This window comes from Ensifer sp. LC384 (assembly GCF_001695865.1).
Taxonomy (GTDB): Bacteria; Pseudomonadota; Alphaproteobacteria; order Rhizobiales; family Rhizobiaceae; genus Ensifer.
This window is the reverse complement of sequence record NZ_MBST01000034.1, coordinates 233,762-246,487: the sequence shown is the minus strand read 5'-3', so window position 1 is coordinate 246,487 and position 12,726 is coordinate 233,762. Positions and strand designations below refer to the sequence as shown.

Here is a 12,726-nt window from a genome sequence, read left to right as displayed (position 1 = left end):
TAAGAACCCCCTACCCTTAGCGTTCGATCGTGCCGGTCCGGCGGATCTTCTTCTGCAGCAGAAGCACGCCGTAAAGCAGCGCTTCTGCTGTGGGAGGACAGCCTGGCACATAGATATCAACGGGCACGACACGGTCGCAGCCACGCACGACGGAATAGGAATAGTGATAATAGCCGCCGCCATTGGCGCACGAACCCATCGAGATCACGTAACGCGGCTCCGGCATCTGGTCGTAGACCTTGCGGAGCGCGGGCGCCATCTTGTTGGTCAAGGTGCCGGCAACGATCATCACGTCGGACTGGCGCGGCGAAGCGCGCGGCGCAAAACCGAAGCGCTCGGCGTCGTAACGCGGCATCGACATCTGCATCATCTCGACAGCGCAGCAGGCAAGACCGAAGGTCATCCACATCAGCGAACCGGTGCGCGCCCAGTTGATGAGCTCATCGGTCGACGTGACCAGAAAACCCTTGTCGGCGAGCTCATTGTTGATCTCGCCGAAGAATGCATCATTGCTGCCGATCGGCTTGCCGGTCGAGGGATCGATGATCCCCTTCGACTTGGGCGCAACGAGCGTGGTGCCGGATGCTAGTTCCATTCCAGCGCTCCCTTCTTCCATTCATAGACAAAGCCGATCGTCAGCACACCAAGGAAGACCATCATGGACCAGAATCCGAACCAGCCCAGCTGGTGGAACGAAACGGCCCATGGGAAGAGGAATGCGACTTCCAGGTCGAAGATGATGAAAAGGATCGACACAAGATAGAAACGAATGTCGAACTTCATGCGCGCATCATCGAACGCATTGAAACCGCATTCGTAGGCCGACAGCTTTTCCGAATCGGGCGCCTTGAACGCGACAGCGAAGGGAGCAATCAAAAGTGCCAGGCCGATCACAAGTGCGATTCCAATGAAAATCGCGATCGGAACGTAGGAACCGAGAAGTTCAGTCATTGTTATCCGTCCCTGCCTGCGGGAGGGCGCCCGGGGAGCGCCAAAACAACAAATCTCGCAGGCCGAAAAATATGTTGCAACGCCAGAGTGGTTAGCGCAGCCCGCGCCTGCGCGCAAGCCTTCGAGGGCCATTTAAACCGGTTCGCGACACAGGATTGGACGGCATGCCGCGGCAAAGCGCTGATTTGCAGGCATGGGGAGACTTTACCGTAAAAGCGAAGCCCGGAGGGCAGATTGCCGCACTGCAAAAGACGCTATCTGCAGTCATGCTATCTCGGAGGGATATAGCGGTAAATGGCGCGAGTGACGGGGCTCGAACCCGCGACCTCCGGCGTGACAGGCCGGCACTCTAACCGACTGAGCTACACCCGCGCATATGACCACTAGGGTCAGTATTACCACCATCGGCGCTTCGTGAGAATGCCTAGGTCTAACCATATCAAGAATGGCGCGAGTGACGGGGCTCGAACCCGCGACCTCCGGCGTGACAGGCCGGCACTCTAACCGACTGAGCTACACCCGCATCATCTTGAAGTGGCTGGAGCGTTTCCGCCCCGGCACCGAGCGGGCTTGCCCGTTCGATGAGCGGCTAACTAAGCGGTTCGCATTTGGGTGTCAAGCGTGTTTGGAGACAAATCCATGACGGAGCCAATTTTGATCCACAGGCAATGTCAAAGCCGGCTTCTCCCTCCCCCATTACTAGGAAGCCCCTGCCCTTTGCGCAGCGGCGATCGCCGGCCTGGGGGAAGACAACGCACAGATAATGGGCCCGGCCGACAGAATCGGATCAGCGTTGCCGCGACCCCCGTCACCCTTTTCCCCAAGTGCCGCTCTCCGCTTTTTTTCCACAATGGGAAAACCCGACAACTCCTGCACTTCTGTCGGCTCACGCAAAAAAAATCAAAAAAACGACGGAAATGCTCTTGCGGTTTTTTTCGGTTACGCCTAGATCACGGCCACCGACGCGGCGGACACAACCGGTCCGAACGCTGAAGGGCGATTAGCTCAGTTGGTAGAGCGCCTCGTTTACACCGAGGATGTCGGGAGTTCGAGTCTCTCATCGCCCACCATTTTCTTCCCTAGAATTATCGATACCTACCCCGGCAGCAACGCTTGCTCCTGCACGTTCGCTTCCAAACGATGGCCAGCCAAAATTCGGCGTTCCATGTCATCAGCAAATCAAAACATCGAACCGTCAGCACCGTGGCCCGAGGCAAACTTGCATCTGGGCGCCCGATAATCGAGCGTGTAACCGCCTTCCGCGTGGTGCAGCCGAACCTGTTGAAAGTGGATCCTTACTCCCGTAGCGCGCTGCGAACACGCGCCGGAAGACCGATTCGTCGTCCGATCGCCAAACTGCGGTCGATGCGCATGAAAATCGTCTAGGCGCCGCGATACTGTTCGTCGGTGACATGCTCCAGCCAGTCGACCGCCTTGCCGTCGAGCGCTTCCTGAATGGCGAGGTGAACCATGGCAGTATCCGGCGCGGCGCCGTGCCAATGTTTTTCGCCAGGCGGAAACCAGACGACGTCTCCTGTGCTTATCTCACGCACCGGGCCGCCCCAGACCTGCGCCAGGCCCCGGCCTGATGTCACTACCAGCGTCTGCCCAAGCGGATGCGTATGCCATGCGGTCCGGGCGCCGGGCTCGAACGTCACGTTCACGGCGCGCACGCGAGCCGGTTCCGCCGCCTCGATGACGGGATCCTGCCTGACCGTGCCGGTAAAGTACTCGGCCGGGGGTCGTGTCGACGCCCGCGTTCCGCTGGGTATGATTTCCATCTGCCGAGCCTCCCGGTTCCCGTTGCAATAATTCGCCAGCCGAATGCCGACCGCGCAGCCGCATCATAGTCTGTGGATAGTCACTTCCGGACACGCCGTTCGGGCAATATCGCACAGGTGCTCATGGTGCGTCAGGTAGATCACCTGCCCGACGCGGGCCATATCCGCCATCAGCTCGAAGGCGCGACCGGCGCGACCGTCGTCAAACGTCTCCATGATATCGTCGGCGATGAAGGGCAAGGTTTCCCGCGCCGCAGCAACCTCGTGATAGCCCGCGATCCTGAGCGACAGATAGAGCTGGAAGCGCGTCCCCTTGGAAAGATCGCGCGCCAGCTTGGAGCCACCTGCCGCGGCGTTGGCAATCAGGAACTCCTGACCCTTGTCGGCCTGCGCCGACAGGCTGGAATATTCTCCGCCGCTGATGCGGCTGAAAGTCTCCGATGCGCGCCGCATCATGGCACTGCGATGGCGCTCGCGAAAAAGCCGGAGCGCCTGCTCGGCGGCGATGACGCCGGCCTTCAGCTTGAGATAGCCGAGCGCCTTGGCCTCGATCTCCAGAAGCAGCGTGCGGCGGCGCTGGTCGAGCGCTGCAACGGTGTCGTCGCCGGCGATATTGGCGAGTGCTGCTTCCTTCGTCCGCACATCCGCATGCAATTCGCTGACATCGCGGTCGCTCTCTTCAAGGAGCGCCTCGACGCGAGCCAGCTCCAGCCGCACCGTTTCGTCATCAAGCGTAGCCAGCAACGCCTCGGCGTCTTCGCTGCCGGCGACACCGAGGCGGGACGCGAGATCAGCCTCCGATTCGGCGATGCGCTGGCGCAGCCGCTCCTGTTCGCGGGCAGCGTCGAGCCGCAACCCCGCTTCGTCCAATGTCTCGCAGTTGAAGAAATCGAGCACGAGACGTTTGCGAGCGGTGTGGAGATCCTGCTCGGCAGCGATGGTGCGTTTCTCCTCTTCAACGCGGAGAAGTTCCGCCAACAGCGCCGCGCGCCGATCCTCTTGTTTCTCCGCGTCGGCGACACGCGCCCTCATGGCAGCAAAGGTCGCAAGCGTGTCTTCGATGCCCGGCATACCAGCAAGGTCTGCGACCGCCGTCTCAAAGGCCACCTGGTCCTTGCGCATGCCGGCGACGCGGTGATCGAGATCGGCCTTGCGCTGGACCAACTTGTCGAGATCCTGCAAGACCGCGAGCATGGGAGCGACCCGATCCGGCAGAGGCCGCTCCTGCCTGTCGGCAAGCCAGGTGGCTGAGAGCGGATCGTCCCATTGCTCCTGCCAGGAGGACAAGGCGTCCTCGGCTTGCGCCAAGGTCGACTGCCGCTGCTCCAGCATGTCGCCGGCTCGCCGGACCGCCTCGCGCGCAGCCTTGCCGGCAGAGAAAGCCGCCTGCGCCTGCGCGACAGCATTTTCGGCAAACGCCAGCAGATCATCAAGCCGCTTGGGCAAACGCTCGATCACACCGATCTCGGCAAGCGATTCCTTGAGAACATCGCGCGCGTCGTTCTCGTCTGCCTGGGCGCGGTCGAGATCCAGCCGCGTAGAGCGCTGTTGTTCACGAATATCGAGCGCCACAAGCCGCGCTGCAAGCCAGGCCTCCAGTTGCGGCAATTGCGTAACGTGAGGTAATCCACAGACTGCGGCGGCCGTCGTGACAGCTTTTGCCAATGGGGACGATTCCTCGGCGAGGGAGAGCTGCTGTTTCCGAAGTGCGTCAAGGCGGGCTCGGCGCTCGGCGATCGAAAAAGTGAGCGACCGCATATCCGCGACCTTTGCCGCCTCGGCAAGCCGCAACGCCGTCGCATCGTCGTCCAGATTCAGTGCGTCTTCAAAGAGCGCCGCAGTCGTCGTGTCCAACCGAGCCCTGTGTTGCTCCCAGGCGTGCTGCCGGTGCTGGCGAAGCGCAGCGGATGCCCTGTCGTCAATTGCGCCGCCCGAGGCAACCAGGGCGGCCAGACGCGCCTCCTCGCCGGCCAGTTGCTCGGTCTCGCTGGCGACACGATCGGCAAGGCGCAGACGCTTTTCGTCCTGTGTTGCCAAGTCACGACGCCAGGTCTCGATCGTGCCGGCAGCGGGCACCGGCAGGCCAAGCAGATCATCGGCACTGCCGGAATAGGGCTTCAAAGCCTCCAGCTTGCAGGCCAGCTCCGCATCCAGGCGCTCGAGCGATTGTCTGGCGGCCCGCAGGCGCAGCCCACAATCGTCCTGCCGCAGGCGGCGCAGCCGCTCGGCAAGCGCACCCGAATCGACATACGGACCGCCTTCGGCCTGCAGCCGCGCCAACTCACTGGCCGTCTCCCGCTCCGCACGTTTTGCCCCATCCGCCTCCTGTCGGGCCGATGCCGCACGCTCCTGCAGCGCGGAATGTTGCCGAGAGAGTTCCTGCAGCCGGGCGTTCGTGGCCGTCGGCAACAGCAGCGATGCCGGATCCCGGTCGCCGGGCTCGCCGAGCCTGATAAGGCAGGCGGCAATCTCCGTTTTCGTCCGCGACAGTTCCTCGATCCGTGCAGGCATATCGCGCGCCGCCGTGACATAGCGCGCATCGAGCGCCACCTCCTGCAGCGCGTTCAAACGCTCCATCAGAATGAGTGCCGCCTCGTCACGCGGCAGGTCCTCAAGCTCCTCCTGCCGACGCCGGGTTTCGTCATCGAGCTGACGAAGCTTCGTTGCGATCTCGACGTCACGCCGACGCAGTGCCGGTAATTCCGTTGCCCACTCGGCAGGAGCAAGCGGCAAGGTAGGCGTCTTGGCCAGATCGGCGCGCAAGCCACAAAGGCGACGGAAGAGCGGCAAGGCATCGATCTGTGCCTTTAGCCGATCACGCTCCACCCGCAGCTCGACACGCCGAGCCATGGCCGCGTCGTGGCGCTCGCGGGCGGCAAGCAGCGTCTTGCGCAGCGACGCATATTCGCGAGCATTGACGTCCAACCCGTTGCGCTCGACTTTCAGCGCGTCGAGTTCGGCCTTCAGCTCCGAAAGCTGATGCTTGCGTGCCTGGGGCCGGTAGAAGGCATCCGCCTCGGCGCGCAGGGTAGACAGGATCGCGGCACTGTCCGGCAGACCTGAACTTGCGGAGAAGAGCAGTGAGCCGAGTTCGCCTTCGCTTTTGAGGATCGCCTCTCCTCCCTGCTCGATACTGTCATCGTCGAGCGAGAACATCATGCGATAGGTCGCGCGGTCGATCGAGCCGAGCGAGGCGGAAAACAGATTGTCCGGTAGTGGCTGGTCGTCGGCGCCCACCAGCGTATTGGTCTTGCGTTTTATCCGGAAGGCCTGGTGGGTGCGGCCGGCGGCCTCGATCGTGCCGCCGACCCGCATGGTCTGGTATGGGTGCAGAAAACCGTACGAGCTGTAGTGCTCGATGCCGAAGAGCAGGTCGAGGAAGCCGGAAAACAGCGTCGACTTGCCGGCCTCGTTCGGACCGTAGACGATATGCAGGTCGGGCCTGCCCGCTGTCGCCGGGCCGAAGTCGAGGCGGCGCTCGGTAAACTTGCCGTACCGCACCAGGTCGAGTTCGCGCAGCCGCATCAGCGTGAACCCTCGCCCGCACCGCCATGGAGATGTGCGAGCACCTCTGCCGCGCCGGAAACGCCGGCGTCGAACGCCAGCCTTTCGACCGCCACTTCATCCGGCGCCAGAGCCTGGCGCAGGTCCGGCGGCAACTGCTGCAACAACTCCTCGACGGCGGCGCGCACTTCCTGACGAAAACCATGAGCCGGCAGGACATCGCTGCCGACAAGGGCCGCCAATTCGTCGACCGGATCGGCGATAGCCGTCCCGGTCTCGGCATCCGGACTGCGGCAATCCAGCTCAATTTTCTCAACCCAGCAGCCACCGATGCCGGCAGCGACATTGTCGATCTCCGCCTGGAGCAGGTCGGCATCGCGGCGCAGGCGCCAGGCAAGCGGCGTCGCACCGGTCAAGGTCAGACGGAGAATCACGTTGTCGGCAGCGGTCGTCTCGCGAGACTGCAGGAAGGCGTTCCTGACCGCATCAAGCATATCACCCCAGTCCGAAACATCGGTGAGATCAAGGTTCATTCTCTCGAAGGTGGCAAGCCCGATCGCCCGTTCCTCGATCGACAAACGCCCCTCGTCGGTGACCGTCACCAGCGTCACGCCCTTGGTGCCGGCTTCGTTGATATCGCGCCCCTGCGGCATGCCCGGCATGACGACGAAGGGCTCACTGGCGTGCACCTGGCGCTGATGAACGTGGCCGAGCGCCCAATAATCGAACCCGTGCGCCTGGAGATCCGCCACGCTGCAAGGCGCATAGAGGTCATGGCCGGCAGCGCCGGCAAGGCTCGTATGCAGCATGCCGATATTGATCGCGTCGGCGGCCGGCGGCTGAAACGACGGCAGCAGGCTTTCCGGTGCATGGGGGCTCGCAAAGCTCATGCCATGGACAAGGACGCCGCGGCCACTCTCCAGCGTCTTTGCCAGAACGGCCTTGCTGCGGCCCTTGAAGACATGCACTGACGGCGGCAGCGTCAGCTCGTTCGTCACCTGCGATTGGGCATCGTGATTGCCGCGGATGATGAAGACACGGATGCCGGCCTCGTCGAGCCGGCGCAGCTCGCCCGCGAGAAACAGCGCGGTATTCATCGAGGTCTGGCTGCCATCATAAAGGTCGCCAGCGACCAGCAGGGCATCGACCTCTTCGGCAAGGCAGAGGTCTACGATCCTCACAAGCGCTTGCCTGGTCGCGCTGCGCACGATTTCGGCGAGATCGGCATTTCTAAGCGCAAGGCTGCGCAGCGGCGAATCAAGATGAAGGTCGGCGGTGTGAACGAAGCGGAAGGGCATGGCCGACCATGGCCCGCGAAAGCAGCACCCGTCAATGCGCCGGACACCGTCATCCACGCGAACACGCCTGTCGCTCACCGTTATTTCAGGCCGCCCAAGTAAAGACAGTTCTAAATACGTGCGGGCTGCAGTTTCGACATGAAACGCCCGCCGGAAAATGTGCGCACGCCTATGTGCAAATATCAGATTATACTCACTTTAATCGATTAGCGCTTTTGTAATAACTTGTTGGCTAGGTTTCGCGCGGCTGCATTTTGCGTGCGGCCAAGCACAGGAATGACTCCCTGCTTCGGCATCCGCTCCGTCATGACGATCAAGAGCCGGAACGACTTATTCATGCACAAGCTTTTACGGACGCCGTTCCTCCGGAGTTATTCATGTCGCGCCTAAAGATATCACACACCCTTATTGCCCTCTTCCTGATGGTTGGCCTCATCGTCGCCGTGCTGGCGGTCGCTTCGCTTGGCGGCATCAAGATGATGAACGAACGCAACAACGAGATCGCCACCACCTGGCTGCCACGCGTCTCGCTCTCACGTGCGCTTGAAACCCAGCTTTCGGACACGCGCATGTCGTTTGCCCGGCACCTGATCTCGCTGACGCCCTTCGAGAAGAAGGCGGCCGAGAAGGTCATCGGCGAAACCGTGGATGGCTTCAACAAGCTTTCGGACGAATACGCCGCACTGATGGTCAGCGACGCCGACAGGGCAGCGCTCGAAAAGGTCAAGAGCGCCTACGAGGCCTATCTCTCGGTTTCCGCCGGCATGGTCAAGCTCTCCAACAATCTCGAAAACATGAAGGCGCAGAGCGTGTTCAAGGTCGAGATGCGCGAGACGGAACAACTGGTCGACCAGGCGATCAAGGAAATGCGTGCGCTTAACCTTGCGGGTGCCGATGCTGCGGTTGCCGCCAGTTCCACCACGCACGACCAGATCCGTGCGATCGAAATCGCGGTCATCGCGGTTGCGGCCCTCATCGTGCTCGGCGCAATCCTCTACGCGATCCGCGGCATCGCCCGTCCGATCCAGATCATCACCCGGTCGATGGCAGGTCTCGCAAATGGCGATACCGCCACCGCCATTCCCTATGGCGTGCGCAAGGATGAGATCGGCGAGATGGCGCGCGCCGTCGAGGTCTTCCGCCAGGCAGCGATCTCCAATCTGCAGCTCGAGGAAGACGCCAAGGTACAGCGCTCTCAGGCAGAGGCCGAGCGCCGGCGCGTGACCGAAGAGGCCGAAGCCGCCGCACAGCTGCGTCTGCAGGAAGCAACCGCGGGCCTTGCAACCGGTCTTCGCCGTCTGGCAGCCGGCGACCTTGCCTTCCAGCTCAACGAACCTTTCGCGCCGGACTTCGAACAGCTGCGTCACGACCTCAACCAGGCCGTTGCCCAGCTGGCCGATACGCTGGCTGCCGTCTCCTCCAGCTCCGGCAGTATCGACAGCGGCGCACGCGAAGTCAGCCAGAGCGCCGACGATCTGTCGCGCCGCACCGAACAGCAGGCCGCGTCGCTCGAAGAAACGGCCGCCGCACTCGACCAGATCACGGTCAATGTCGGAAGCTCGTCCAAACGCACCAATGAAGCCCGCGCCGTCGCCAGCCAGGCAAACGAAAGCGCACACAAGTCCGGCGCCATCGTTTCCGGCGCAATCGACGCCATGGGCCGCATCGAGCATTCGTCGAGCCAGATCTCCAACATCATCGGCGTCATCGACGAAATCGCCTTCCAGACCAACCTGCTGGCGCTCAATGCCGGCGTGGAAGCCGCTCGCGCCGGTGATGCTGGCAAGGGCTTTGCCGTCGTTGCCCAGGAAGTGCGCGAACTGGCACAGCGCTCGGCCAATGCCGCCAAGGAGATCAAGGACCTGATCCGCAATTCGGCCGTCGAAGTGCAGAGCGGCGTCAAGCTCGTCCGCGAAACCGGCGAGGCTCTGCGCACGATCGAAGGCTTCATCGTGACGATCAACCAGCACATGGATGCGATTGCGGTGTCGGCGCAGGAACAGTCCGCCGGGCTTTCCGAGGTCAACACCGCCGTCAACCAGATGGACCAGGTGACCCAGCAGAACGCCGCGATGGTCGAAGAGGCGAACGCCGCAAGCGCGACGCTGGCGCAGGAGGCCGGTCGTCTGCGCGAGCTTATCGCCCGCGTCACCCTGGCCGAGGCTTCGGGCTACGGCTACGCGCCTTCGGCCGGCTCATCGCGCTGGGCGGCATAGTCCGAACGGGCGAAATTCTTGAGCGTACAAGTGAAACGGCCTGCGGAAACGCGGGCCGTTTCTTGGTTGTGGAGGTAGTTCCCGTGAAATTGCAGAGGTTTTAGTCGACAAATGTAGCAATTGTAACTATCAATAATGTTGCTGCCATTTGACATGGCACCTCATAATTTTCCAACGATGATCATGAAGAAGACATTCGAAGTTTCTGACAGGCTGTTTGAGCTTTATCACCGCGTCCACCGGCTGGTGAACGAGTCGATGACCGAGGAAGGCGTTTCGCTGGCGCGAAGCAAGTTCCTGTTCTTCCTGAGCAAGCTCGGTCCCTGTCGTTCGACGGATATCGCCTGTGCCCTGAACTTCGCGCCACGCACGGTCACCGAAGCGATCGACGGCCTCGAGCGCGATCGTCTCGTCATGCGCAAACCGGACCCCGAGGACCGTCGCGCCAAGATCGTCTCAATCACCGACACCGGGCGCGTCATTCTGGAAGCAGCCGAACATCCGCGCAAACAGCTGATCGAGGAAATCTTCTCGGCGCTCGACGACAAGGAACTCGACCAGCTCTTCGATATCGTCGGCAAACTCGTGGACAAGACCGACGAGATCCGCAAGCGCAAGGACGAGGCCGAAGCGGCCGAGATCGCGGTCGTTCGCTAAAGATCGCTCAGTCAATTACCGATAGCTGAAACAGAAAGAGGCCGGGACGTCATGTCCCGGCCTCTTCCGTTTTTCCCCTGGCCCGACGCTTACATCGCGTCGATGGCACCGATGGAGAAGAACAGCGTTTCGCCGGAAGAATCATCGACACCGTCGTTGTCGGTGACGACATAGCCGTTGCCGGCGGCATCGACGGTAAGGCCTTCGACCTTATCGACGACGTAACCGTTCAAAGCCTTCAGATCGGGAACGAGGTCGCGAACCTCTTCCTTCTTGACGACGGGGAGCTCGCTGCCGAGGGCTGCCGGCTTCAGGTCGGCAAGCGCGACACGGTAGAGCTTCTTCAGCTTGGCGGCCTGGCCGATCAGGTTGTCGCGTTCGATGATGTAGGCATAGTCGCCGTGGACCGAGATTTCGGACAGACCGACCCAACCGCCGTCCGCCTTTTCGAGCGGATAGCGGACCGCACCCCATTCCTCGCTCGACGGCTTGTAGGAGACGAGCTTGACGAAGCCCTTCTCGTCATCCTTCCATTCGCGCTGAACGGCCATCCAGAGCACCTGGTCGTCGCCTGCGCCGACGACTGTTACGCCCTCAAAGCCGAAGCGGGTCTCGCCGGCCCGCAGAGCTTCAGGCAGGGCGATCTCCTTCTTGATCTCGCCCTTCTTGTTCACGCGCAGCAGCGCGTGGCTGTAGAGCTTGTCGGAGTTACCCTCCGAGGCGAGCCAGAAGCCCCCTTCCCCATCATTGGCTACGCCTTCGATGTCGAGCTTCTGTGCCGGTGCGCCATCGCGGGTAATGCGAAGCGTTTCGGTGATCAGCGCCGGCTTCTGGGTCGCGTCGATGGTGAAGATCGTCGGCTGCGACGAATGGACTGAATCGTTGACGGCGCGCAGAAAACCGGGCTTGTCGGCAACCGCTGCCAGGCCGGAAAGCGCTCCGAACCCGACAGGCAGACCATCCTTGTCGGCCGAGCGGATCTGCGGATAGGCAGCTTCGCCTTCGCCGCGTTCGTAGATCATCACATGCGAGCGGGCACCGCCGTCTTCACCGAGATCGACTTCGTTGGCGGTGGCAAGCAGATTGCGGGACGGGATCGCGACAGCACCTTCCGGCGAAATGCCTGATGGCAGCAATTGCAGCAGTTCCGGCTCGGCGCCGGTGTCCTTGTAAACGCCGACGACAGATGCGCGTTCAGCAAGCACGAAGAACAGATTGTCGTCGCCGAACTTGGCGGCCTCGAGGCCCTCCGGCTCGACACCCTTGGCCGACGAGCGCTTCTCCGGATAATGGCCGATCGACGCGATCGCGTGCTCGAAGCTCGCGCCCGATTCGAACAGGACCTTACCGGCCGTGTCGAAGATCGTGAAGCCGCGCGAACCACCCTCATAGTCACCTTCGTTGGCAACGACGATGCGATCGTCGTCAAGCCACTTGACGGCGTCAGGTTCGCGCTTGCGGCCCGACTGCTCGTCCTTGAAGGCGATAGCACCGTCGCGCTTGGTGTCGATGTCCTTGAGGTCGGCTGCGCCGGCGGAGAAATGCGTCTTTACCGCCGCGGACTTGGCGTCGATGATGACGATGTGGTTGTTTTCCTGCAGCGTCAGCGCGATCTCGTCCTTGCCGTTGAAGGAGACGAATTCCGGCTCTGGATCGTCGCCAGCAACTTCGGCAAGACCCGTCAGAGTCACGTGCTTGATCGTCGCGCAATCGGCAACGCCGTCCTTCAGAGACAGGATCACCAGATCGCCGGCAGGCATCTGCGGGATCTTGCCGTCGTTGACCTCCTCATCACGCTCGTTCTCGATGGCGATCGCGGCAAGCGTGCGGTCCTTGTTGACAGCGACAGAGTCCGGCTGACCGCCGAGATCACAGGTCGCCTCGACCTTCTTCGAGGCAACGTCGACGGTGGCGAGGAAGCCGGAAGGCTTTGTGAAGCTTTCGCGCGTATTGACCGCAACCAGCGCCTTGGCACCGGCGACAGTCACCGATGTCGGCTCTCCCTCGAACGAAACAGTGCCGGCGGCCTTCGGCGCCTTGGCCTCGGTGATGTCGATGAGGCCGATGCGCTTGCCCGGGCTATCGGAGTAAATCAGCGTGTTGCCGTCTTCGGTTGCGGTGATGATTTCCGCGGATGTGGCTTCCTTGCGGGCATCACCCTCGGGCAGGTTGTCGGCAACGGCGAAGGACGCAATACGATTGAACACCGGTTCGGCGGCAGCCGGAAAAGCAACGGACGCGAGAAGCATGGCGGCGAGCGCCGTTCTGCATGATGAAATGGTCATGAAATCCCCCATATCGAATATTCAAAACAAGGGG

General features: G+C 62.0%; 8 protein-coding genes and 3 tRNA genes. 3 read left to right on the top strand and 8 right to left on the bottom strand.

The genetic code is table 11. The features are described 5' to 3' along the window. Positions 1-16 precede the first annotated feature (16 nt). The 4 genes from BC363_RS23170 to BC363_RS23155 form a co-directional block, all read right to left on the bottom strand. Positions 17-595 (bottom strand): NADH-quinone oxidoreductase subunit B, encoded by a 579-nt coding sequence (locus BC363_RS23170; RefSeq protein ID WP_065787140.1) that lies wholly within the window; start codon positions 593-595, stop codon positions 17-19. Then, entirely contained in the window at positions 586-951 is a 366-nt protein-coding gene (locus BC363_RS23165; protein WP_065787141.1) for an NADH-quinone oxidoreductase subunit A, read from the bottom strand. The genes BC363_RS23170 and BC363_RS23165 overlap by 10 nt, the downstream gene beginning before the upstream one ends. A 295-nt stretch (positions 952-1,246) precedes the next feature. Further along, a tRNA-Asp gene (locus BC363_RS23160) sits at positions 1,247-1,323 on the bottom strand. 74 nt (positions 1,324-1,397) lie between these two features. Continuing rightward, a tRNA-Asp gene (locus BC363_RS23155) sits at positions 1,398-1,474 on the bottom strand. 471 nt (positions 1,475-1,945) lie between these two features. Between BC363_RS23155 and BC363_RS23150 the strand changes: the two genes are divergently transcribed. Next, positions 1,946-2,021: transfer RNA gene (locus tag BC363_RS23150), tRNA-Val, on the top strand. 312 nt (positions 2,022-2,333) lie between these two features. Here BC363_RS23150 and BC363_RS23145 read toward each other — a convergent pair. From BC363_RS23145 to BC363_RS23135, 3 genes are all read right to left on the bottom strand, one after another. Continuing rightward, positions 2,334-2,732 carry a cupin domain-containing protein gene (locus BC363_RS23145; RefSeq protein ID WP_065787142.1) on the bottom strand — a complete coding sequence of 133 codons (399 nt, stop codon included), beginning with the start codon at positions 2,730-2,732 and terminating at the stop codon, positions 2,334-2,336. Positions 2,733-2,795: 63 nt separating this feature from the next. Next, positions 2,796-6,257 carry an AAA family ATPase gene (locus tag BC363_RS23140; protein ID WP_065787143.1) on the bottom strand — a complete coding sequence of 1,154 codons (3,462 nt, stop codon included), beginning with the start codon at positions 6,255-6,257 and terminating at the stop codon, positions 2,796-2,798. Beyond that, positions 6,257-7,534, bottom strand: a complete 1,278-nt coding sequence (locus BC363_RS23135) for an exonuclease SbcCD subunit D (RefSeq protein ID WP_065787144.1) — start codon at positions 7,532-7,534, stop codon at positions 6,257-6,259. Before BC363_RS23135 ends, BC363_RS23140 begins: the two co-directional genes overlap by 1 nt. A 377-nt stretch (positions 7,535-7,911) precedes the next feature. Here BC363_RS23135 and BC363_RS23130 point away from each other — a divergent pair, with 377 nt between their 5' ends. Continuing rightward, entirely contained in the window at positions 7,912-9,750 is a 1,839-nt protein-coding gene (locus BC363_RS23130) for a HAMP domain-containing methyl-accepting chemotaxis protein (protein ID WP_065787145.1), read from the top strand. A 183-nt stretch (positions 9,751-9,933) separates the two neighbouring features. Further along, positions 9,934-10,407: a MarR family transcriptional regulator gene (locus tag BC363_RS23125; RefSeq protein WP_065787331.1), complete on the top strand. Its 474-nt coding sequence runs from the start codon at positions 9,934-9,936 to the stop codon at positions 10,405-10,407. Positions 10,408-10,496: 89 nt separating this feature from the next. Here BC363_RS23125 and BC363_RS23120 read toward each other — a convergent pair whose 3' ends face one another. Next, positions 10,497-12,704 carry an esterase-like activity of phytase family protein gene (locus tag BC363_RS23120; RefSeq protein WP_161952484.1) on the bottom strand — a complete coding sequence of 736 codons (2,208 nt, stop codon included), beginning with the start codon at positions 12,702-12,704 and terminating at the stop codon, positions 10,497-10,499. Positions 12,705-12,726: the final 22 nt, after the last annotated feature.